27 protein-coding genes are annotated in these 21,798 nt (G+C 67.1%); 15 read left to right on the top strand and 12 right to left on the bottom strand.

Annotated features, from left to right (window positions below):
- Nucleotides 1–113: 113 nt before the first annotated feature.
- The 3 genes from H0B43_RS42950 (at nucleotide 114) to H0B43_RS34165 (ending at nucleotide 3,229) form a co-directional block, all read left to right on the top strand.
- Entirely contained in the window at nucleotides 114–563 is a 450-nt protein-coding gene (locus H0B43_RS42950; RefSeq protein ID WP_185723915.1) for a DUF6292 family protein, read from the top strand.
- Entirely contained in the window at nucleotides 560–1,726 is a 1,167-nt protein-coding gene (locus H0B43_RS34170; RefSeq protein ID WP_185723916.1) for an AI-2E family transporter, read from the top strand. The genes H0B43_RS42950 and H0B43_RS34170 overlap by 4 nt, the downstream gene beginning before the upstream one ends.
- Nucleotides 1,727–1,843: 117 nt before the next feature.
- A complete protein-coding gene (locus H0B43_RS34165; RefSeq protein ID WP_185723917.1) occupies nucleotides 1,844–3,229 on the top strand; it encodes a wax ester/triacylglycerol synthase family O-acyltransferase in 1,386 nt (461 codons plus the stop codon).
- Between the two features lie 4 nt (nucleotides 3,230–3,233).
- On the opposite strand, the gene H0B43_RS34160 is transcribed toward H0B43_RS34165, so the two are convergent.
- A complete protein-coding gene (locus H0B43_RS34160) occupies nucleotides 3,234–4,280 on the bottom strand; it encodes an iron-containing redox enzyme family protein (RefSeq protein WP_185729687.1) in 1,047 nt (348 codons plus the stop codon).
- A gap of 24 nt (nucleotides 4,281–4,304) precedes the next feature.
- Here H0B43_RS34160 and H0B43_RS34155 point away from each other — a divergent pair, with 24 nt between their 5' ends.
- From H0B43_RS34155 to H0B43_RS34145, 3 genes are all read left to right on the top strand, one after another.
- Nucleotides 4,305–4,526, top strand: a complete 222-nt coding sequence (locus H0B43_RS34155) for a CDGSH iron-sulfur domain-containing protein (RefSeq protein ID WP_185723918.1) — start codon at nucleotides 4,305–4,307, stop codon at nucleotides 4,524–4,526.
- 377 nt (nucleotides 4,527–4,903) lie between these two features.
- Entirely contained in the window at nucleotides 4,904–5,359 is a 456-nt protein-coding gene (locus H0B43_RS34150; protein WP_185723919.1) for an STAS domain-containing protein, read from the top strand.
- Nucleotides 5,356–6,798 carry a trehalose-6-phosphate synthase gene (locus H0B43_RS34145; RefSeq protein WP_185723920.1) on the top strand — a complete coding sequence of 481 codons (1,443 nt, stop codon included), beginning with the start codon at nucleotides 5,356–5,358 and terminating at the stop codon, nucleotides 6,796–6,798. Before H0B43_RS34150 ends, H0B43_RS34145 begins: the two co-directional genes overlap by 4 nt.
- 24 nt (nucleotides 6,799–6,822) lie before the next feature.
- Here the strand turns inward: H0B43_RS34145 and H0B43_RS34140 are convergent, their stop codons facing one another.
- The 5 genes from H0B43_RS34140 to H0B43_RS34120 form a co-directional block, all read right to left on the bottom strand.
- Complete coding sequence (locus tag H0B43_RS34140; RefSeq protein WP_185723921.1) at nucleotides 6,823–7,593, bottom strand: GAF and ANTAR domain-containing protein; 771 nt, start codon at nucleotides 7,591–7,593, stop codon at nucleotides 6,823–6,825.
- A 127-nt stretch (nucleotides 7,594–7,720) separates the two neighbouring features.
- A complete protein-coding gene (locus tag H0B43_RS34135) occupies nucleotides 7,721–8,848 on the bottom strand; it encodes an aromatic acid exporter family protein (protein WP_252189658.1) in 1,128 nt (375 codons plus the stop codon).
- 76 nt (nucleotides 8,849–8,924) lie between these two features.
- Nucleotides 8,925–9,722, bottom strand: a complete 798-nt coding sequence (locus H0B43_RS34130) for a SigB/SigF/SigG family RNA polymerase sigma factor (RefSeq protein WP_185723922.1) — start codon at nucleotides 9,720–9,722, stop codon at nucleotides 8,925–8,927.
- Nucleotides 9,722–10,156, bottom strand: a complete 435-nt coding sequence (locus H0B43_RS34125) for an ATP-binding protein (RefSeq protein WP_185723923.1) — start codon at nucleotides 10,154–10,156, stop codon at nucleotides 9,722–9,724. Before H0B43_RS34125 ends, H0B43_RS34130 begins: the two co-directional genes overlap by 1 nt.
- A gap of 125 nt (nucleotides 10,157–10,281) precedes the next feature.
- Nucleotides 10,282–10,509, bottom strand: coding sequence for a cold shock domain-containing protein (locus tag H0B43_RS34120; protein WP_213016482.1), 228 nt, complete (start codon nucleotides 10,507–10,509; stop codon nucleotides 10,282–10,284).
- 475 nt (nucleotides 10,510–10,984) lie between these two features.
- Between H0B43_RS34120 and H0B43_RS34115 the strand changes: the two genes are divergently transcribed.
- The 6 genes from H0B43_RS34115 (at nucleotide 10,985) to H0B43_RS34090 (ending at nucleotide 13,332) form a co-directional block, all read left to right on the top strand.
- Nucleotides 10,985–11,524 (top strand): Dps family protein, encoded by a 540-nt coding sequence (locus H0B43_RS34115; protein ID WP_185723925.1) that lies wholly within the window; start codon nucleotides 10,985–10,987, stop codon nucleotides 11,522–11,524.
- Nucleotides 11,525–11,566: 42 nt separating this feature from the next.
- Nucleotides 11,567–11,803 carry a CsbD family protein gene (locus H0B43_RS34110; protein WP_073364240.1) on the top strand — a complete coding sequence of 79 codons (237 nt, stop codon included), beginning with the start codon at nucleotides 11,567–11,569 and terminating at the stop codon, nucleotides 11,801–11,803.
- A gap of 77 nt (nucleotides 11,804–11,880) precedes the next feature.
- The gene (locus tag H0B43_RS34105) at nucleotides 11,881–12,144 is read left to right on the top strand and encodes a GlsB/YeaQ/YmgE family stress response membrane protein (RefSeq protein ID WP_185723926.1); all 264 of its coding nucleotides are present in this window, start codon (nucleotides 11,881–11,883) and stop codon (nucleotides 12,142–12,144) included.
- 87 nt (nucleotides 12,145–12,231) lie between these two features.
- On the top strand, nucleotides 12,232–12,759 hold the full coding sequence (locus H0B43_RS34100; RefSeq protein WP_185729688.1) for a DUF6328 family protein: 528 nt from the start codon (nucleotides 12,232–12,234) through the stop codon (nucleotides 12,757–12,759).
- 74 nt (nucleotides 12,760–12,833) lie between these two features.
- Complete coding sequence (locus tag H0B43_RS34095; RefSeq protein ID WP_185723927.1) at nucleotides 12,834–12,977, top strand: hypothetical protein; 144 nt, start codon at nucleotides 12,834–12,836, stop codon at nucleotides 12,975–12,977.
- Between the two features lie 31 nt (nucleotides 12,978–13,008).
- On the top strand, nucleotides 13,009–13,332 hold the full coding sequence (locus H0B43_RS34090) for a hypothetical protein (protein ID WP_185723928.1): 324 nt from the start codon (nucleotides 13,009–13,011) through the stop codon (nucleotides 13,330–13,332).
- Nucleotides 13,333–13,351: 19 nt separating this feature from the next.
- On the opposite strand, the gene H0B43_RS34085 is transcribed toward H0B43_RS34090, so the two are convergent.
- On the bottom strand, nucleotides 13,352–15,097 hold the full coding sequence (locus H0B43_RS34085; RefSeq protein WP_185723929.1) for a cutinase family protein: 1,746 nt from the start codon (nucleotides 15,095–15,097) through the stop codon (nucleotides 13,352–13,354).
- Nucleotides 15,098–15,356: 259 nt separating this feature from the next.
- Between H0B43_RS34085 and H0B43_RS34080 the strand changes: the two genes are divergently transcribed.
- Together H0B43_RS34080 and H0B43_RS34075 are read left to right on the top strand one after the other, a co-directional pair.
- Nucleotides 15,357–16,052 (top strand): GAF and ANTAR domain-containing protein, encoded by a 696-nt coding sequence (locus tag H0B43_RS34080; RefSeq protein ID WP_185729689.1) that lies wholly within the window; start codon nucleotides 15,357–15,359, stop codon nucleotides 16,050–16,052.
- Nucleotides 16,053–16,391: 339 nt separating this feature from the next.
- A complete protein-coding gene (locus H0B43_RS34075; RefSeq protein WP_252189659.1) occupies nucleotides 16,392–16,742 on the top strand; it encodes an STAS domain-containing protein in 351 nt (116 codons plus the stop codon).
- Between the two features lie 218 nt (nucleotides 16,743–16,960).
- On the opposite strand, the gene H0B43_RS34070 is transcribed toward H0B43_RS34075, so the two are convergent.
- From H0B43_RS34070 to H0B43_RS34060, 3 genes are all read right to left on the bottom strand, one after another.
- Nucleotides 16,961–17,113, bottom strand: coding sequence for a hypothetical protein (locus tag H0B43_RS34070; protein ID WP_185723931.1), 153 nt, complete (start codon nucleotides 17,111–17,113; stop codon nucleotides 16,961–16,963).
- 52 nt (nucleotides 17,114–17,165) lie between these two features.
- Complete coding sequence (locus H0B43_RS34065) at nucleotides 17,166–17,387, bottom strand: hypothetical protein (protein WP_185723932.1); 222 nt, start codon at nucleotides 17,385–17,387, stop codon at nucleotides 17,166–17,168.
- Nucleotides 17,388–18,162: 775 nt separating this feature from the next.
- On the bottom strand, nucleotides 18,163–19,146 hold the full coding sequence (locus H0B43_RS34060; RefSeq protein WP_185723933.1) for a magnesium transporter CorA family protein: 984 nt from the start codon (nucleotides 19,144–19,146) through the stop codon (nucleotides 18,163–18,165).
- Between the two features lie 97 nt (nucleotides 19,147–19,243).
- Here H0B43_RS34060 and H0B43_RS34055 point away from each other — a divergent pair, with 97 nt between their 5' ends.
- Nucleotides 19,244–19,651, top strand: coding sequence for an NYN domain-containing protein (locus H0B43_RS34055; protein ID WP_312033621.1), 408 nt, complete (start codon nucleotides 19,244–19,246; stop codon nucleotides 19,649–19,651).
- Here the strand turns inward: H0B43_RS34055 and H0B43_RS34050 are convergent.
- Both H0B43_RS34050 and H0B43_RS34045 read right to left on the bottom strand, forming a co-directional pair.
- Entirely contained in the window at nucleotides 19,648–21,261 is a 1,614-nt protein-coding gene (locus H0B43_RS34050; RefSeq protein ID WP_185723935.1) for an NAD(P)/FAD-dependent oxidoreductase, read from the bottom strand. The genes H0B43_RS34055 and H0B43_RS34050 overlap by 4 nt on opposite strands.
- Nucleotides 21,262–21,266: 5 nt before the next feature.
- Nucleotides 21,267–21,662: an SRPBCC family protein gene (locus H0B43_RS34045; RefSeq protein ID WP_397517427.1), complete on the bottom strand. Its 396-nt coding sequence runs from the start codon at nucleotides 21,660–21,662 to the stop codon at nucleotides 21,267–21,269.
- Nucleotides 21,663–21,798: the final 136 nt, after the last annotated feature.

Genomic DNA, 21,798 nt, shown 5'->3' with positions numbered 1-21,798 from the left:
CGAGGCTACCCGCAGACGACGGCGGTGCGCCCCTCGAGCGCACCCAGGTGAGTGAAGTTTCAACTGTCGCCGGTCCGGGTATGTCGATCGTCTACTAGCTGAGGCGGTGGACGATGAAGAGTGGAACAGGCGTTGCCGACACCCACACCGTTCGGGACTACATCCACGCGGTGGCCCGGAGTGTGCATGCCGACTCCATCGACTGGTGGGCCGGCGACGCACTCGACGCCGTCCTCGTCCTGCCGTTCCGCCTGCACTATCTGCCGGGGCGCAGCGCGGTGCTGGCCTGGAACCGGACCTTCGGGTGGTGTCTCGGCGTCGAGGGGCTGGGCCGTCGCAGCGTCGTCGTCATCGACGGCCTCGGAATCGGACGGATGCCGTCGCCAGCCGTGTGCGCGGAGCGGGCAGTGGAAATGATCGACGACTACTGCCGCTCGACACCGGCGATGCCGGCCCCCGTGGTCGCGGACGCGACCCGGCCGGCCGCCGCGGACCGGTGCCGGCGCATCGGCGGGGACAATTCCGGTCGCGGACGGCGGGACAGGGTCGTCCGGCGACCGTGACCGGGGCCGCCGAGGGTCACGACGACAACGTGGCCCAACCGCATTCCCCCGCGGACGAGCAGCCGATCGTCGCCGCGGAGGAGAGCGCGGCCCGCATCAGCACGGAGTCCCACCCGCTCGGCAGGCCGGGACCGCGGTTCGATCGCCGTTCCCCGTTCTTCATCGGCATGGCCGGCGCCGCCGGTGTCGCCGTCACCTACGCCCTGATCGAGGTGGTGCTGGCGGCCCGCGGGGTGCTCGTCCTCATCGCCGTCGCCGCGTTCCTCGCGATCGGGCTCGAACCTGCCGTGTCCTGGCTGGTGCGGCACGGCTTCCCCCGGTGGGCCGCCGTCACAACGGTTTTCGTCATCGCTTTCGCCTTCCTGGCCGGGTTCCTGGCCGCGGCGATCCCGCCGATGGTCACCCAGGGCGGCGCTCTCGTGCACAACGCCCCCGACTACCTGAATCACCTCGAGCAGCGCTACCCCGCGCTCGGGGACCTCAGCACCCGGTTTCACCTGCAGGACGAACTGCGTCAGGCGCTCGACGCGAGTAACGTCCCGGTCGTCGTCGGCGGGCTCGTGGGTGCCGGAAAAGTCGTGTTCAGCGCGGTCAGCGGCATCGTGATCGTGGTGGTACTCACCGCCTACTTCCTCGCCGATTTCGCGCACATCCGGTCGTCGATCTACCGCCTGGCGCCGAACTCCCGACGGCCGCGCACGATTCTGATCGGCGACGAGATCTTCGCCAAGGTCGGCGGCTACGTGCTGGGAAATCTGCTGATCTCGCTGATCACCGCCGTCCTCACGTTCGTGTGGCTCCTCGCCTTCGACGTCCCCTATCCGTTGCTGCTGGCCGTCCTCGTCGCCGTGCTGGACCTGATTCCGGTGGTCGGTTCCACGCTCGCCGGCGTCGTGGTGGCGCTGGTCGCCCTCACCGTTTCCCTTCCGGTGTCGCTGGCGACCGTCGTCTTCTTCATCGCCCTCCGTCTGTTCGAGGACTACCTGCTCGTTCCCCGCATCATCGGCCGCACCGTCAAGGTGCCGCCGATGGTCACGGTCGTCGCCGTCCTCATCGGTGGCGCGTTGCTGGGGATCGTCGGGGCGCTGTTGGCGATCCCGGTGGCCGCCGCCGTGCTGCTCCTCGCCCGCGAGACGGTGTTTCCGCAGCTCGACCGCGGATGAGCAGTCGTGGCGTGAAAACGGCCTTGTGGAATAAGTTTCCGTGTTCTGCTTACCCTGAAGACGTGGGATGCGCCGGGGCATGCTCGGCCATGCCCCGAGCGGAGAAAGAGGCGCTGGATGTCGGTGATGAGCCCCACCGAGGCGATGTTCGTGCTGTTCGAGACGCCGTCCCACCCCATGCACGTGGGGGCGCTCGAGCTGTTCGAACCGCCGAGTGAGGCGGGCCCGGGCCACGCGCGGAACATGTTCGAGGCGTTGATGTCGCACGAGGCCGCGTCGGACATGTTCCGCCGGCGCGCCGTGCGCCCGCTCCGCGGGGCCAGCTACCCCTGGTGGTCGTTCGACGAGCACATCGATCTCGGCTACCACGTGCGGCACACCGCGGTCCCGGGCCGCGGCAGGATGGAGGATCTGCTGTCGCTGGTATCCCAGATGCACGGCATGCCGCTCGATCCGCAGCACCCCATGTGGGAGATGCACGTCATCGAGGGACTCGCCGACGGGCGAACCGCCGTGTTCTCGAAGATCCACCTGTCGTTGATGGATGGGCCCGCCGGACTGCGCCTGCTCCACCACGCCCTGTCCACCGATCCCGCCGTCCTCGACTGCCCCGCACCGTGGACACCCGGGGTGGCCGGCACGACGCGACGGGAATCGCTGCTTCCCGTCGCGATGGTCCGCGCCGGGGTGCGGGCCGCCACCAGCATCGTCGGGGTGCTGCCTGCACTCGCGAAGGTTGCCTACGACGGCGTGCGCGAGCAACACCTCACGCTTCCGCTGCAGTCACCACCGACGATGCTCAACGTTCCGGTGGGCCGGGCCCGCAAACTGGCGGCGCGGTCGTGGCCGATCCGGCGGCTGGTGGCGGTGGCCGCCGCGGGCCGCACCACGATCAATGCGGTGGTGCTCGCGATGTGTTCCGGTGCGCTCCGCCGGTATCTGCTGGAGCAGTACGCCCTGCCCGACGCCCCGCTTACGGCGATGCTGCCGGTTCCGCTGGACCTCGGCGGCACCATGATCGGACCGCGCGGCCGCGATCACGGCGTCGGCGCGATGGTCGTCGGACTGGCCACCGACGAGCCGGATCCGGCGGCACGCCTCGCGCGCATCAGCGAATCGGTCGAGCACACCAACCGGGTGTTCGGCGCGCTCAGCCACACCCAGTTCCAGGTGATGAGTGCGCTGGCGATCAGCCCGATCCTGCTGGAACCGGTGCGCCGGTTCGTCGACGACACTCCCCCGCCCTTCAACGTGATGATCTCGTACATGCCGGGACCGTCGCGGCCCCGGTACTGGAACGGCGCCCGCCTGGACGCGGTGTACCCGGCGCCGACGGTGCTCGGCGGTCAGGCGCTGAGCATCACCCTCACGAGCCGGGCGGGTCAGCTCGACGTCGGCGTGGTCGGCGATCGGCACGCCGTCCCGCACCTGCAGCGGATCATCGCGCACCTGGAGACGTCGCTGAGCGATCTCGAGAACGCGGTGGCCGCCTCCGGCACCTGAACCCCTACCCGACCGGCTGCCGGAGCGAACTGCGCTGCTCCTCCCAGCATCGGGCGACGTGGTCGCCGACGAGGTCGTCGAAGGCCAGGCACGCGGCGGCCCCCAGCAAGATGTCGTCACCCACCTCCGGGCGCGCGGCCACCAGACCGCCGGCGAGGTCTCGGCAGACGATCTGTTCGTGCACGGAATCGGCCTCCACGTGCTCGTCGAAGAACAGTGTGGCCACCGGCCCGAACCCGAGGCGGCGCAACCCCGCGCTGTACTTCTTGCTCGGCAGCGCCGACGTGGTCTCCACGGCGCAGAGGTGCCCGACCAGGGCACCGAGCCGGCTGCGGTGCAGGCCGAACAGGGACAGCGCGTTCAGCGACGCCAGTGTCACGGCGGGCACCGCGTCGATGTAGTGCGCGTAGCCGTCCGACAGGCCGAGTTCGCGCATTGTCGTCGCGAAGAGCGCCGAATGCATGCGCTCGGGCCGGCCGCCGCCGTACTCGTCCGACTGCACCTCCACCAGCGCCGCCTTCGGTGCGCCCGCGAGCCGCGGGATGCCGAGAGTGTGCACGTCGGCCTCGCGCAGCTGGTTGAGGGAGCGGTGAACCAGCAGTTCCCGGAACTGGGTGAGATCCGCGTCGTGGGCCATGTACCCCGACAGCCCCGGGTCCGTGCTGGGCGCTGTCATGTCCCACAGCGCCGCCACCACGTCGCCGGCACCGGTCGGTGCGTCGGCGAGGTCGCGGATAGCGGCGTCGAACGGAGCTTCGAGCGCCGACCGGGCGGCGATCAGGTCACTGCTCCACTCCCAGTCGTCGCCCACACCGGCGATCCCCTGCAGGTGCAACTCGTAGAGGGCGGTGAGACAGATCTGGGCATCGTCGTCGAGCAGGATCGCCCGAGGATCCTCGCCCAGCGCGGACGCGAGCGATCGCGCCGCCGACACGAACGGTGTGGCGTCGGCGCGATCTCCGCGCAGAATGGTGAACAGCAGATCGCTCACGGGACCGCGGGGCGCCGGAAGGGGCATCGACGTTCCCCGTTGCGCCACCGCGTCCGACATCGACCGAGAGTGCAAGGTAGTCACATGAACTCCATTCCCACCGCCGGGACCGACGACTCCGACGTGACGATCACAGTGTGCCCCGACGGCCCACTCCTGGTGCGGGGTGACGCGCGGATCCTGGACCCCGAAGGTAACCCGATCGGCCACGACCGGGCCACCGTGGCACTGTGCCGGTGCGGGCGGACGAGCATCGCCCCCTTCTGCGACAGTTCGCACAAGAAGAAGCGGCGCCGTCCGCAGTGACCGTCGCCGTCGCCGGAGGAGGTCACAGGCGGTCCCGATTCCGTGCCCGCCGACGTACGACGACGAACGCCACCACGGCGAAGAGTATGACGATGGCAATGATTTCCATGCGAGCCGATTACCCATCCGGCCGCGATAACTACCAGGTCCCGATTCCCGCGCGGCCGAGCACGCGAAACACGCTGGCGAGCAACGTAACTTGCGGCACTCGGATGACCGGATCCGTCCGCGTCGGCGAGAGTTCTCCGCCACCGTCGATTTTGTGGGGTAACGTCGGAGTCCTGCACGGTTGAGCCCCCAGCCGCAACGGACGGGCACGGTCGCCGCGCTTTCTCTCGTGCCCGTCTCCTTCGTCGCTCTACCGTGAGGAGTCCGAGATGAGATCGGTTCTGAATGCACCGCCACGACCACACGATCGTGCCGGGACTTCGACCCTGTTCAGTTGGGCGGTCGGACCCGAGCACGGGCGGCTCGTCGTTGCTTGCGCACCCGGCACGGACGGGGTACTCGTCGTCCGGATTTCCGGCGACATCGACGTCACCACGCTCCCGTCGTTCGGCAGTCATCTCGACGAGGCCATCGACGAGCGGTTGCCGTTCGTGCTCGACCTCACGGATGTGCAGTTCTGCTGCGCGTCGGCACTGTCGATCCTCGGCGTCATGGCCGCCCGCGCCCGCAGGCTCGCGTTGCCGTGGGCGGTGACCGGCAACAACTCCGTCCGCAGACCGCTGACGGCGATAGGCATGGCAGACAAGATCCCCTTCTGCGCGGATCTCGAGGACGCGTTCCGGCTGGTCAGCGGGGAACTTCACCTGGGTGGGCGCTCGGCGTGAACGAGACCCCTCCGCACGGCAACTCCGACTTCGTGGTGGTGGCCAACCGCCTCCCGGTGGACATGGAAACTCTCGACGACGGCTCGACGCGGTGGAAACGCAGCCCGGGAGGGTTGGTCACCGCCCTCGAGCCCATCCTCCTCGGCCGGCAGCGCGGCTCCTGGGTGGGCTGGCCGGGCGTGCCGGACACCAAGGTCGAACCCATTTCCTCCGGCGGACTCGACCTGTTCCCGGTGGAATTGAGCTCGGACGAGGTCGAGCGGTACTACGAGGGCTTCTCCAACGCGACGCTGTGGCCGCTGTATCACGACGTGCTCGTGGCGCCGGTCTTCGACCGCGGCTGGTGGCACACCTACCTGGACGTGAACCGTCACTTCGCCGAGGAAACCGCACGTACCGCCGCCGAGGGCGCCACGGTGTGGGTGCAGGACTATCAACTGCAGTTGGTGCCCCGGCTGCTCCGTGAATTGCGTCCCGACCTCACGATCGGGTTCTTCCTGCACATCCCGTTCCCGCCGGTGGAACTGTTCATGCAGTTGCCGTGGCGCAGGGAGATCGTGGAGGGCCTGCTCGGTGCCGATCTCATCGGCTTCCACCTGCCCGGTGGCGCGAACAACTTCCTGTTCCTGGCGCGCAGGCTGCTGGGGCTCGACACCACGACGACGGGCGTGGGCGTGCGCGGTGCACTCGGCGGGGTCCAACTCGACGACCGCGTCGTGCGGGTCGGCGCGTTCCCCATTTCCGTCGACTCCCGGCAACTGGTCGAGCAGGCCACCGACCCCGGCATCGTCGAGCGGGCCGCGGAGATCCGCCGCGAACTCGGCGACCCCCGGAAGATCCTCCTCGGAGTCGACCGACTCGACTACACGAAGGGCATCGACCTGCGGCTCGAGGCGATCGGTGAACTGCTCGACGAAGGCCGTCTCGACCCGTCCGACACGGTGATGGTGCAGCTCGCCACGCCGAGTCGTGAACGCGTCGAGCACTACATGAAGATGCGCAGTTCCATCGAGGAGCAGGTCAGCCACATCAACGGTGATCACGGCCAGATCGGTCGGCCGGTGGTGCACTACCTGTATCAGCCGGTCGATCGGAGCGAGTTGATCGCACTGTTCCTGGCCGCGGACGTCATGCTCGTCACCCCCATGCGTGACGGAATGAATCTCGTGGCAAAGGAATACGTCGCGTGCCGCGCCGACCTCGGTGGCGCCCTCGTGCTCAGCGAGTTCGCTGGGGCGGCCGCCGAACTCCGGGGTGCCTACCTCGTGAACCCGCACGACCTCGACGGTGTGAAGAACACCATCGTGGCGGCGCTCGACCAGGAGCGGGAGCAGGGCCGGCGCCGCATGTCGAGGCTGCACCGCCAGGTCCTCGACCACGACGTGCACCGGTGGGCGCAGTCCTTCCTCGGTGCGCTCACGCCGGATGCCCTCGACTGACCGGAAGCCGCACCGGACGGTCTGTCACTCCGGATTCTTGGTGACCGAGTCCACGATCCGCCGGGCCACCTCCGCCAGCTTGACGTGCTCCTGCTGAGATTGGGCGACGAGGATCTCGAACGCCTGCTCGGCGGACACGCCCTGGAGCGCCATCACGATTCCCTTGGCCTGTTCGATGACCGCGCGGGTCTTCATCGCCCTCGTGAGGCCCGTGACCTCGTTTCTCGCCAGCTCGACCGTGCGGGCACTCCGCAGCAGACCTTCGATCGCCGTGGTGTAGACGAGTAGCACCACGGCGTCGAGTTCGCTGAAGCCGTGATCGCCCGTGCCGTAGATGTTCAGCGTGCCGGCGAGGGCCTCGTCGACGGCGAGCGGCGCGGACAGGAAACTGCGCATGCCGGACCGGCCGAGATGGTCGGCGACCGACGGCCAGCGCCGCGCGGCCTCGTCCACCCGCGCCTTGACCACCTTCCGGGCTCCCGCGACTCCGAAGTAGTCACCGTCGATCGCGTGAACGGCGTCGATGTCGATTGCACGGACCGCGTCGTCGGTGCCCGCCACCGTCACCACGTGCCCGTCACGCAACAGCGAGATTCCGGCCAGGTCGGCACCGGCAATCGCGTCCACCACCTGCTCGCACACCCGCTGGAGCAGCAGGCTCATCTCCATCTGCGAACCGGAGTTCCGATTGAACTCGTCGAGTGCGGTTGCCAGGGAACCCAACTGCGCGGCGATCGTCGCGCCGTCCACGTCAGGGGACAGCGACCCAGGGTGCTCACCTGCAGTCTCGGTCATTCTCGGGTACACCTCAAAATTCCGGGTGTAACCGACAGGACACCCACTGAACGAACGCAGCAGTTGTCTCTACCGTCGAGAAGACTTTACTCGACCCGGCGGCCTCTGCCGCCCACCGATCCCCGCCCTAACGCCGTCGCCACCCGTGCACGGCGGCGGATTCCCCGGTGAGCAGGCGCAGCGCCGCCGAACACGGCCGCAGGAGGCTGCCGGCGCTCATCGACGAGCCGCGGGTCGGATTCTCGGAACAGGCGACGGCGTCCTCGAAGCCGCGGAGCTGCGCCTCCGCGGTCCGGGCTGCGGTGCGGCACCCCTCGCGGTCGTCGTGGAAGGCGAACTCGGCTCGGATCAGGTCGGCGAGCGACTCGAGGAACGCGGCGGCACCGTCCCGGATCTCGGGTGCGAGGGGACCGAACGGGGGGTGCGGTGTCACCGCGAGCTGAGCGGCCCGCACGATCTCCGTGCAGAGGGGCCAACCCTCCGAGAGGGTCACGACGGATCGTCGCCACTGCGTTCCTGCCGCAGCGGGAGTGGCCGACCGCCGCAAGTTGCCCCGCGCGCTCTCCTCCGTCCACGCCACCGCGTCGAGTGCATCGTCCAATTGCCACCGGACCTCCGCCGACCACTTGTTCCACCGGCCGGGTTCGGCGGTGCCCGGTTCTCTCAGTTCCCGGGCGACGTCGTGCAACAGCGCGGTGGCCGTCGAACCGAGCCCGGTCAGCGCGCGCTCCGACCGTGCCAGATACAGCGGGGGCAGAAGCAGTGCGTTCACGGCGACGCCGGTGGCCGCACCCAGTGCGATTTCCAGGATGCGTTCTCCGAGCATCCCCGGTTGATCGGAATCTCCGTACGTCACCATCAGCAGCGCGGTGACCGCAACCCACACGCCGCTCGAACCGAATCGGCGCCAGCGGCCGAGTAGCAGGCCCACCAGTACCGTCACACCCACTCCGACGGTGATCGAGTCCACCAGAGCACCCACCGCCGCGGCCAGCACCACGCCGAGTGACACCGCCGCAAGTTGTTCACCGGCGACCCGCAGCGATCGCGACACGGTGACCTCGATCATGAACACCGCCGCGTAGGGTGCGAGGAACGGCTGCGGCAACCCGAGTATGTGGTCGACCAGGATCCACGCGAGCACGGCGGCCACAGCCGCTTTCACCGATTGCACCACCGCGGTGTGCCGGCCGTGTCCCGCCCAGGCGCGCAGACGCCGCGTACTCCATCCTCGGGGCAACGGCTTCTTCTCCATCCATCGAATCATTGCGGGTCGTGTGCCCGACGCGGAGAACATGGAAACCCGCGGATTCGACCGGAGCCGTCCCGGGTCAGCCGCCGCCGAGCTGCTCCCGCAGCCCCGACAGGGTGCGCGACAGGATGCGCGACACCTGCATCTGTGAGACGCCCACGCGCTGGGCGATTTCCGTCTGTGTCATCGATCCGAAGAAACGCAACATCAGGACGCGTCGTTCGAGCGGTGGGAGTTTCTCCAGGGCGGGCCGCACCGAGGCGTGGCTCTCGACATTCGCGAGCTCGGGATCCTCCTCGCCGAGCGTCTCGGCGAGGGGAAGGTCGTCGGGATCATCACCCATGGCGGCATCCATCGACAAGGTTTGATAGGCGTTCTTCGCGAGCAGGCCCTCGGACACCTCCCGCACGTCGAGTTCCAGTTCGGCCGCGATCTCGCTGGCCGACGGCGACCGCCCCAGTTCCTGCGACAGCTCGTCGACGGCCTTGGTGATCAACGCGTGGAGTTCCTGCATGCGCCGGGGAACCCGCATCGACCAGCCCGTGTCGCGGAAGTAGCGGCGCACCTCCCCCATGATCGTCGGCACTGCGTACGACACGAAGTCGAAGCCGCGGTCCGGGTCGAAGCGGTCGACCGCCTTGACCAGACCGAGCCGGGCGACCTGAAGTAGATCCTCGTGGGCCTCCCCGCGGCCGCCGAATCGGCGCGCGATGTGGTCGGCGAGTGGAAGGCATCGGGTGATGATGTCGTCGCGCAGCGCGGACGTCTCGCCGGCGGACTCGTCGGACGCTCGGAGGCGCGCAATCGCAGGCGCCACGTCCTTGTAGTCGTCTCTGCCGGGGTGGTGTCGTTCGCCGCGCTCCGAAACGGGCGTCACTAGACGATGCCCCGGTATTTGACCAGTTCGACCGACACCGCCCGCCCGGCGGATCCGTCGGAGGCGGCGGAGGCTTCCGACACCGTGACAGCGTTCATCAATGTTTCGAGCACGTGCCACCCGAAACTCTCTCGGTTGGGCACCCCGCCGCGGGTGAGGGGTGCATGGATCGTCACGTGCAACCCCGTCTCCGTGACAGCGAACGAGCACGTCAGTTCGGCACTTCCGGGCGCCGCCGCGATCAGCTCCGAACACACTTCGTCCACGGCCAGTTTGATGTCGGCCACGTCGTCGAGCGTGAAGTCTCCCAGGACGGCGAGAGTTTCCGCGACGGCGCGCACGACGGGCAATTGCTCGAACTCCGCTGCCACACGAAGTTCCACGGGCACACCGGATCTCGTTTTCATACGCCTTACCTCGCCGACCTCGGCCATCTGCACTCCACGTCTGTGTCGTCGGTTTCTGCGACTTCCGGCAGCGTACCCAGCTGCCGCGACCCTCAACCCGTCGACGAAACAAAGTGTGAACCTCCGACGCGATCGGCCCCCCGGCCGCGGAGTCAGGCGATCCGCACGTCCCGCGCCTGATCGCCCGTGTCGGTTCGGCAGACGGCGAAACGCACGTGCTGACCCTCCAGGAGGATGCGGTGGCCGTCACCGGCGATCTCGGAGACATGTACGAAGATGTCGTCGGATCCGTCGGTAGGCGCGAGGAATCCGAACCCCTGTTCGGCGTTGAACCACCGCACCGTGCCCGTGCGAAGCGGCGTCGAGTGCCTGGCGGGCAGCGTGTCCCCCGCGCTCACCGCGCCGCCCTCCGATCGGCCAGGCCGCGGAGCGCGGCTCCGCTGCCCAGGCTCGCGACGAGTAGGACCACAAGCAGAACCACGTTGATCATCGCTTCTCCTCGGCGTAAACGGTCGACATCCGGTCGAATTGGACCGAACGTAGTGCCTGCCCTCGGGGGTGCGCGGCCGTTCGGGCCGAGCGTTTGCCGAATCGAGATGTACCGACCTCGTCGCATCCGGCATCCGATCCATAGAAGATCTGTTTTGCGAGGCATAGATTTTGTAGTACGGTCGTGTCGTCGGAACTTCAGCGGACGAGGGAGGAACGGTGCGTCACCGAACGCGGACCCGTGATTCGAAAATCCCGACCAGGGGTACGCGAAGGGTTGATCCGCCGCTCACGGCGTGCGGTGCCGAATTTTTCGGATGACGCCGTAGATCCGACGGCAGGTAGTAGCGAAAGAGAGGACCGAGAATGTCGAAGTTCACCGTGCCAGGTCTTTCCGACGAGCAGGGAGCGCGAGTTGCCGACATACTTCAGAAGCGGCTCAGCGCCTACAACGATCTGCACCTGACGCTCAAGCACATTCACTGGAATGTCGTGGGCCCGAATTTCATCGGCGTACACGAGATGATCGACCCGCAGGTCGAGTTGGTGCGTGGTTACGCGGACGCGGTCGCCGAACGGATCGCGGCTCTCGGCCAATCGCCGGACGGCACCCCGGCCGCGATCGCCCGCGACCGCACCTGGGACGACTACTCGGTAAAGCGCGACACGGCGCAGGCGCATCTGGGCGCACTCGATCTCGTCTACAGCGGTGTCGTCGAGGACAACCGCAAGGCGATCTCCGAGACCGGCGACCTCGACCCGATCACCGAGGACCTGCTCATCGGGCAGACCGGTGAACTCGAGAAGTTCCAGTGGTTCGTGCGCGCCCACCTCGAGAACTCGGGTGGCAACCTGTCCACCGACGGCGCACACACCGAGAAGCAGGCCGCCACGCAGGCGCGCTGAATACCGTCAGTTCCCCACTTCCACAACCGAAAGGTCACGACCATGGCTGAGAACACGAGCGGACCGGCAGAGGCCGTCAAGGGCGTCGTCGAAGACGTCAAAGGTAAAGCGAAGGAAGCCGCGGGTGCGGTGACCGGTCAGGACGACCTCACCCGCGAGGGCAAGGCGCAGCAGGACAAGGCCGCCGCCCAGCGCGAGGTGGCCGAGAAGGAAGCCGAAGCGGAAAAGGCGCGCGGCAAAGCCGAGGCTCAGGAAGCACGCCAACGCGCCGAACAATGAGACGCGTGCGGGCCGGACGCGATCCGGCCCGCATCGGCCACGCCAGGCCACTCGCCACCTTTCGAAAGGACTGATACGTGCTAGGACTGGGAATTCTGGGCTGGATCATCATCGGCGGTCTCGCCGGATGGATCGGCAGCAAGATCATGAAGACCGATGCTCAGATGGGGATCATCCTCAATATCGTCGTCGGCGTCATCGGTGGACTGCTCGGCGGCTTCATCCTCAAACTCTTCGGTACCGACGTCGAAGGGGGCGGTCTCTGGTTCAGTTTCTTCACATGCCTCCTCGGCGCCGTCATACTCCTGTTCCTGGTCAAACTCGTCACCGGCAAACGGTAGTTCTCGGTTTCCCGATCCGGGGCCCGTCCATCGCACCGATGGGCGGGCCCCGGTGCATTCCCATCCGATAATGGGTCCTCGATGCCGATGGACACCCGAGGACTCGATCGGGACGATGCGAACTGGAACTTCCGCGCCCGCCACGAGACCGACACCCAGAGGCTCGACCGGAACTGGAACGGTCTGCTTCAGGAACTGCGCGTCGTGCAGACCGGAGTGCAACTACTCACCGGCTTTCTGTTGACGCTGCCGTTCCAGCAGCGTTTCGAGGACCTCACCGACGGCGAGGTGGCCATCTATCTCGCGACCGTCGCGCTGTCGGTGACGTCGACCATGCTGCTGGTGGCCCCGGCCGGATTGCATCGCATGCTCTTCCGCCGCCACGCGCTCCGGGAACTCGTCGCCGCATCGCACCGCCTCGCGATGTGTGGAATCGCCACCCTCGGGTTGGCGCTGATCGGCGTGGTGACCCTGATCTTCAGCTTCGTGCTGTCACCCGTCGCCGGGGCGATCGCCGCCGCGGTCGCCCTCGCCATGTTCGTCGGACTCGGAATCTTCGCCGCGATCCTGCAATCGCGGCACCGTTCGGGTGAAGACGGATCCCCCGCTCGGTGAAGTGCGTGGGAGCCATCGTGTTTCGCCAAGAAGGCTCCCGGGTAGGCGGCACGGGAGACGAGGAGAGAGCACACATGGCCGAGGACAAGCACCGCGAGAAGGACGAACCGAAGGGCGGCCGCCCGGGTCCCGTGGACCACGGCAGGGACGGCGGCATGGCCACCAGAGAGCACGCGCCCGAGTTGGCGGAGGAATCCGACGACGTCGACACCGACTGACGCAACACCTGTCGAGCCCAGGAGGACTGTAGTGACCTATCAGCCGGACAACGGACCGAGCCGAAAACTCCCTTCCGAACACGGACCCCAGGACGCTGCGCACACGATGCGCAATCATGCCGGTGAGGCGATCACCGACGGTCGAAACTGGCCGGGATACATCCTGATCGCCGCCGGCATCGCGGTGCTCGGGCTGACGCTCGTCGCAGCAGGCTACGGCTTCGAAGGGTGGGCCCTCATCGGCGGTATCGGGTGCGTGCTGTGCCTCGTGCTCGGCACGACGCTGGTACTACTCGAACGACGTCGGATCAAGGCACTCGAGGGCGAGTCACTGACCGACGAGGCAGGTCACTGACAGACGCGCTGAGCCCGTGTCAACCGACCGCGGGCTGACGAGTCGTGGTCACGACCGGGGTGGTGGTTGCCGACCGCGACACCTCGGTCTGCGTGGGCTCCACCGCCGTCGTGATCGTCGTCGTCGGTTCGGGTTCATATTCCACCGCGGTCTGCGGCTCCGACACCGGCGCCGTCGTCTCCGCCACTACCTGGGCGGCCGCCGAGGACGCGGGCACGGATGCCGGCGAACTGGTCGTCGCAACCGTTGTCGGGGTCGTCGTGGGGGTCACCGAGCCGCTGGTCGTTTGCGTCGTGGAGCCTGCGCTGCTCGCCAGCTGAGGCTTCTTCGCGCTGTCGGTGGTCGGGGCCACCGACGTCACCTCCGCCGACTTCGTGGATGCCGCAGCAAGCTTCGCCGTCGACGGCTCCGCAACGGCGGCACTCTGCTTCCCCTTCTCCGCCTCCTGGGCAAGGTGCGTCAGCCAGGCCGCCGCGTACTGGGCAGACGTCAAGGGTTTCCCATCGCCCGCGTTCGCATCCCGCCAGTAGTCGAAGTGGTGGCCGGTGCCCTCGCCCAGCGTCTGCTGGTACGGATCGCTCATCGCCACCTGAATGGTGTTTTCATTGTCCTCGATGAATCCGATGATCTCGTTCCGCACCTTCGTCGGCAGGTACACCAGGTCGACCGCCTTGTTCGACGAGATGGGGCCGGTCTGTGCACTCGCCGCCGTTGTCACGGTGCCCGGCTTGTAGGCAGGATCGGACACCTTGACCAGGACGTCGAGGAACGTCTCGTCGGACTGCATCCAATCACCCTGCGCCTGAATGTCCGCGAAGGCGGCGAGCGCGACCTGCCCCAGCACCACGACGAGGTCCTGTCCCGTCGCCGGGGTCAGTCCGTCCTTCTGAAGGGAGTCGACGTTCAGCTGCCTACCCACGTTGATCGCCAGTTGCAGCAGAGCGATGTTCTCGGGCGCGGAGCACGTGAGGTCGCCCTCCGAGCAGAAGGACGCCACCTTGCCGTCCAGCGCACCGAAGCTGCCGGAAGTGCCGGGAAGCGCACCCTGCCCGGATGTGCCCGACTGCCCCGACTGGTAGGCGAGATCGAAACCGTCAGGGTTGCGGAATTCGTTCTCGGCACCCGGGAACGGCCCACTGGCCAGGTCTCTGCCTGCGTCCGCGAGGATGACGACACCGACCACGGATGCGGGGTCGAGGATCTCGTACGACCCGTCTGCACTCTCTTGATTGCCGACCTCCATTGCGACGCGCCGCGCGACGTCGGCGCCCTCGCTGTAGCCGACGATCGAAAACTTCGTATCGGGGCACGACGCGTGGATCGAGCGCATGACGGTTTCGGTGTTGTCGACGCCGGCGTTCACGGCGTCCTCGTAGGAATTCATGTTCGCCGGATACTCGACGTACACGGCGGCGTACGACCCTCCCCCGACGGCCTGCTGGGGAGCGTTCACCACCTCGTCGATCCATGGACTGGTGTAGTTGCTGGAGTACGACGCGGGAAGCGGAGTGCCGTCGGGTGCCACGAGCATCTGATGCGTTCCCTCGCGTGGGGTGTCTCCGCGGCCGGCGACGGCGATGCTGATCATGTCGTAGCAAGCGTTCGACGCCGCTGCCGTCAGGGCCGTCGCCGTCGTGGCCGGGGAGCCGGGGTTCGACCACGGCGTGGCGAGCAGCGCCACCAGTCCCAGAGCGCCGGGCGCCACCAGAGAACCTGCGATCCTTCGTCGATGCGCGACCTTGCGTGCTGAACCGCGACGTTCCATGGTCTACCCCGTCCGTTCTTGGCGCGTGCGGAGCACCCGAATAGGTGTCAACGCGTTAACAGACAAGTCGCGCGCTGCCACAGTGGCGTTACATACCGCCATTTGCGCCATCGCATGACGACGGGCGAAGGCAGCAATCGTCGGCCGAGCCGCAGGGAACCAGCATCATCCGGGCTTTGCCGGTCTGGCAGACTTGATCGGACGTCGCGCGAAACGCGACGCCCGGCTCACGCCGTGTCGTTGCCTCAGGAGGCGTGTCATGCCAAGCGATTCTCCCAGCGCCGTTTTCGCGAAGCTGGCCGAGATGGTCTACAGCGGCGACGACTTCGCGCAGGTGTATCAGGCGATCTGTGATGCCGCTGCGACCCTGGTTCCCGGGTGTACCCACGCCAGCCTCATGTTGAAACAGAACGACCAGTACCTCACGGTGGGGGCGAGCGACAGTGTTGCCGCCCAGGTAGACGCGCTCGAGCGCGCCGAGCAGGAAGGGCCCTGCCTCGACGCGATCGAGAAGGAAGCCCCTCAGGTGGAAGCAGACCTCGCTCGATCGACGCAGTGGCCGCGCCTCGCACAGCGCGCGATCGCCGAGACGCCCGTCCGTGGCGCCGCGGGCTTTCGGCTCCTGATCAAGGGTCGCAAGGTCGGCGCTCTCAATCTGTTCTCGGACACTCCGGGAATATTCACCGACGAATCCATCGACCAGGCGATTCTGATCACTGCGTTCGCGGCGGTCACGCTGACCGCGCTCCACGAACATCAGGAGGCCCAGACCCTGCGCGAGGGCCTGGCCAGCAACCGTGAAATCGGGAAAGCGATCGGCCTGCTGATGGCCTTTCACGACATCCCCGAGGACCGCGCCTTCGACCTGTTGCGCAAAACGTCGCAGGACATGAACATCAAGCTCACCCGCGTCGCCCGCGAGATCATCGCGCACCACAATTCGAAGTTCGACTGAGCGCACCTCATGCACCGGCATCCGCCGGCTCGAGTCCGGGGAAGTTGGCAATCAGTTGATGCCCACCTGACGGAGAAGTACTGTTGAGCCAGCGTGGTTGAGAACACAGCCGCAGGTTGCTCGGGCCGCGGCGAAGCGCGGTGAACGAAGATGCGTGCACTCCCACCGTGGCGTTCGCGCTGAGGCTCCATCACTTCACCCCGGCGTGCGGGCACCCACAGAGTGCACCCCGATCGGAGGGTCATGAAACCAACCCGCACGCCACCCCGCCTCAGCCCCTCGGCGGCACCGCGACTGTACGCGACCCGCGACATCCCCTCCCCCGACAGAGGTCTCCGCATGGTGGTCGAAGTCGCGGAGGACGTCGACGCCACGGTGGGGCGCATCACCGGAGACATCGACGTGCTGGCCGCGCCCTCCTTCGCACTCGCCCTCGCGCAGCTCACGCACGGCAGCTCGTCCTCGCGCGTCGTCGTGGACATGACCACCGTCGACTTCGTTGGAACGTCAGGATTGTCGGTACTGTCACAGTTTGCGGAAACCGCTCGGCAACAACATATTACGTGGGCGCTCGCGGGTGGCCGAGCGGTACTCCGACCACTCGAAGCAACCGGACTCGCCGCGATGATCTCGACCTGCAGCACGGTGAGCGCCGCGCTCGACAAGGTGGACAGGACCGCGCACTCCTGACGGGCTCAGCGACTGGCAGGTCCGAACCTTATGGGCAGGTGCTCCGCGAGGTACTTCGCGGATCCGATTTCCTCAGGTTCTGGCTTCGGCCGGAGATTCGGCGGCACGACTGAGGTCTTGCCGCAAGGCGCCCGGTTCGCTGTGTCTTGGAAGGGGCAGGGAGTGAAAAACTCCCCAGCCCTTTCCCATTGCTCTTTTGCCGGCGGATGAGTGCCGGGTTACTCGGCTCCGGCCGTAGCCGCGGGGGCGGGATCGTCGTCCGCGCGGAACATCGCCTCGATACGGTTCTTGATTCCGATTGTGTTCATCGAACCGCGGGCAGTGGCGAAGCTGCGGCGGGGTGCGGACGTCGGCGCGGAACGAGTCTCCATGTACGTGCTTTCCGCCTTCTGTGTCGGCAAGAGCCGCGTAGAGGCGGACACGTCAGATGAGGAATGCGGCGAGCACTACGGCAGCGAGCACTGACACCGAGGTCGCGACCGCGACGAGAACGGATCCCGTCACGACGACGGCGGGTGCAGTGGCGGTTGCTGCCGAGACAGAAGCGATGTACACAGTCGGACGCAATGTGTGGCGTGGCGCCTCGTCGGAAGAGAGCGCCGACGCGATGCGCTGATCGTCCTTGTGCACGGTCGTGCGGGTCATGTGCTGGCGTTCCTCGAGTAGCAGTCAAGTGACCTGAATCACAAACTTATGAGTATGTTGTACAGCACCGCGCGCCCCCCGCGCCAGTCGGTGGGATTCACATCCAGCCGGCAGCTTCTCCCCCGCCGGCCGATATCGCTCGTACTCATCGCCGCCTCGTGCTCTGCGCGGAGATGGATGGGCAATTTGTGGGGACGGAACAGATGTCGGGAGGCGACTACCGGTGCTGCTCCGTGGGGTGATGACCATCTATTCGGTAAACCATGGTATTCCGTCACGGTCCGAGTCGATACCAGGAAGGGTATCGCCCGCTGTGGGGTGCCGATGCCGTGGTTCCGACCGCGTTCGCCCCCGGCCTCCCACCTGGACCGAACGTCGAGATCTCCTAGCACTCCCCCACCCCGACCCGCCGGCCGGCGCCATTGGCCTCGCTCCCCCCGACGCCGTCGCCGCCCGCGGGTCGCGCCTGATCCGCCGGGGCGTTCCGTGGTGATCGAATGGCGATCGTGCGGTGGGCTGGGTGGTCTCCACTCCCCCAGACGCGGAACGGGGCCGCTGCAAGTTCGCACAATCCCGGCGTTCCATCTGTGGCCGACCCCGGAACTGGTGTGTTGGCGGCTATCAGCGCTCACCCTTCGCTGTCACAAGAGCCGTGCCGCTGACGTCGGTCGATCAGCGGGACCGACGCGAGCGGCGCACTCCCCACCCGGGCACACGCCTCCACATGCGCGTCCTCTCCCCCGCGGTCGGATTTTGTTCGACCCGTTCGCGCGATTCAGAACCAGCCTTTGCGTTTGGCCCACACGAGAAGTGCACCGGACATCGCGAGCATCACGAGGATGATCGCGGCCACCCATGGCCACAGCGTCCGGTCGTTGACGATGACGTTCATGCCGAGGATCGACGACAGGGCCGTGATCGGCAGAGTGACGGCCGCGATAACGGCGAGCCGCTCCGCAGCGATCGTCATCTTGGTGTTCGTGCGCGCCTGGTAGAACTCGATCGTGCCCTGGAGGTAGTCCTTTTGACCGGTGGCCATCACGGTCAGATGCTGGAACTGATCCACTGCGTCGAGGAGGAGATCCTGCCCCTTCCCGGCGCCGAACGCCTCGATGGTCACCATCCGGCCATACACCTCGCGGCTCAGCGACGCCATCGTGCCGACCGTGAGCAGACCGTGTCGGACTCGGAACATCTCGTCGAGAAAGGTTTCCGGGTTGCCGAGGTGCCCGCCGGTGACCTGCTGCTCGAGCTTCCAGACGTCCTTGGTCAGGTCTGCAGTGTAAGCGCGCATCCGCGCCGTCAACGCGGCGAGCACTGCGAACGACAATTCGAATCCGGTGCCGGGTCGTAACTTGCCCGATTCCAGCCGGCCCAGCACCGCATTCACCTCGACCATCGCCGTGGACGGGTCGATCGCCGGATTCACCGGACCGTGCACCGTCACCAGATACCTGCTTCCGATGAACTGGTCCAGCTCGACGTAATGCACATGCCCCTGCGCCCCCGACTGCGGTGCATGCAGTACCACGAAGAAGTGATTTTCGTACCGGTGCACCTTGGGTACCTGATTGCGGTCCCTCGAATCCCGCACGGCGAGTGGATGACACCCGAATATGGTGGTCATCGCGTCTTCGGCCTGGTCGTCCCAGGTGGGGACATCCACCCAGACGACTCCGCCGGGTCGATCGAGCAGCATCCTCAGATCCGACGCCGGATACGAACGCACACCCTCGTCGGAGATGAAGCGGACGTCCATATCGGCCTCCTCGCACGACGAGCCTCATCTCCGTCTTAGCACCCCCACCCGTGCAGGTGGGGTCACCGGCCGAATCCGGACGGAGCACACTGAGGGGGTGACGGACGAGAGGGCGTTGATCGTGGTGGATGCGGCGAACGTGGTCGGCTCGCGGCCGAACGGGTGGTGGCGCGATCGTGTCGGCGCGGCCCGCCGGCTGCTCACTCAGCTGAACACGTGGGAACAACGTACGCACGGCCAGGCGGACGTGGTGGTCGTGCTCGAGGGCGCAGCGAACGCCGCGGTCGGTGACCGGGAAGGTCCGGACGTCGGAGACGTGCGAGTGGTGCGCGCGGAAGGCTCGGGTGACGACTCGATCGTCGATGTCGTCGCGTCAGCGGTCGACGAGGACGGCGACCGGCCGATCACCGTCGTCACGGCAGACCGCGGACTTCGTGACCGGGTCGCGGCGCTCGGGGCACACACCGTCGGCCCGCGCTGGCTCCTGGATCGCATCGAGTCCTAGGGGCCGTGCGACTTTCGGGGCGTAACGACGAGATCGAGGATGCGACCACGAACTTTCCGGCGCGCCCACCCCCATCGTCCGTGATCGGCAAGCGCTGCGTGGGCCGCGTTGAAGCCACACATACCATGAACTCCGCCGCCCGGGTGAGTCGCCGAACTGGCCAGGTACAACCGGTCGATCGACGTGTCCGGCCCCGACGAACCCGGAGTCGGACGGAAGACGAGCTGCTGGTAGAGCTGGGCGGTGCCACCGTTGACTGCACCGCCGTGCAGGTTCGCGTTGCTGGCCTCGAGGTCGCCCGGTCGCTGGACGTTGCGTCCGACCACCCGGTCCTCGAACCCCGGCGCGTGCGATTCGAGCATTGCGTCGACGCGGTGCGCCAGCAGTTCCGCCGACTCGTTGTCGGTGATTCCTCGCGGGAGATGCGTATAGGCCCAGGCGCTTTCGGTTCCTTCCGGCGAGCGACTGGGGTCCGATGTCGTCATCTGGCCGAACAGCAGAAAGGGATGGGTGGGGACGACACCCGTGGTGAGATCGGCCATCCACCGGACCAGTCCGTTGTCGTCGGCACCCAGATGCACGGTCCCGGCCGATTCGAGACTGCGCGACCGCCACGGAATCTTGCGGTCGAGCGCGTAGTTCACCTTCACGACCGGGGTGTCCCATTCGAACCTTTCGAGGTCGGCTCGCACACCCGCCGGGACCACGGAGGATTCCAGCAACCGCCCGTACAGTGCCGGCGCCGCCACATCCGCCAGAACGGCGCGCCTGACCACATATCGGTCGCCGCCGGCTGTCCGTACCTCGCGGGCCGCTCCCCCGGTCACATGTATCGACGTCACTTCCTGGCCGCAGCGGATCTCGGCACCGTTCCGTCGCGCCCGTTCCGCCATTGCCGCCGAAAGGGCGCCCGACCCGCCGACCGGCACCACATAGCCATCGTCCTGAGCGAGCATGGTCAGCAGATACCCCATGACCCCACTACCCGGCGAATCGACGGGAGTGTCGGCGTGCATTGCATTGCCCAGCAACAGGACTCGTGCCGCTTCTCCGTCGAACAACTCGTGGGTCATCCGACGTGCGGGCAGCATCAGGAATCGGACGAGCCGGAGGGCGTCGGCGGTGCCGAGCTGAGACAGCAGCCGTCGAGGACCGCGCACCGGGGGAAACGGGCTGAAGAGGGTACCGAGGAACGGTTCCTTGATGTCCTTCCATTGTTCGAAGAGCCGGAGCCACGCCTGTCCGTCACCCGGTTGCCTGCGTTCGAGGTCGGCCGCCGTGTCGGCCGGATCCTCGCGGATCAGCGGGGCGTCGTCGTCGTCCGGGCTCCTGGGGTGCCCGACCGCTGCCGGCGCCTTGCTCCACCGCAGGCCCACGCCCTCGAGGTCGAGATGGCGGATCGCCGGAGACACCGCAGCCAGCGGGTAGAACGCGCTGAACAGGTCGGTGCGAAAACCCGGAAACAGTTCGGCGGAGCGGACCGCGCCACCCGGTTCCGGTTGTTGCTCGAGGAGGACCACATCCCAGCCGGCCTCTGCCAGAGTGGCCGCGGCGGCCAGACCGTTGGGTCCGGACCCGATGACGACGGCGTCCACCGTGTGCACTGTCACCGCGGTCAGGGTTTCGTCTTGTGCTCGGCGAGAAAGGACAGCCTGCGTAGGCATTCCAGATTTCGTGGGAGAACGGCCAGGTCCTGTGCCGTCTGCGGAACCCATTTCAGCGGAGCGGTGGCCGCGCCCTCGGACATCGCGAGGTGGCAACCGGTGTCATGGGGCTCCAATCGCAGGCGCACGATCGCCTTCGCCGGGAACACTTGCGCGAGCAGCCGTAACTCGCGATTCTCCTCGGCGAAGAGAACCTCGGTGGAGTCGTCGATCAGGGCGGGCCAGGCACCGACCGAGTGATGCAGGTGACTTCCGACTGCGGGCCAGTCGGCGGAGACGGCGCGCATGCGCGACGCCCCGACCACCCAGGACGGGTACAGCCACCCATTGGCCAGTACGGACCACACGTCCGAAGCCGAAGCCGACGTGTCTCGATGTGCCTCGATGACGATCTCTCCCTCCAACCGGAACGTGATGGAACTGTGGCCGCTTACCCCGGTTTCCCGATTCGAAAACCCGCGCCGACGGCGACCGGGCGAGCGG

Origin of the sequence: Rhodococcus sp. 4CII (assembly GCF_014256275.1) — a bacterium.
GTDB lineage: Bacteria > Actinomycetota > Actinomycetes > Mycobacteriales > Mycobacteriaceae > Rhodococcus_F > Rhodococcus_F wratislaviensis_A.
This window is presented reverse-complemented; position numbering and strand designations above follow the sequence as displayed.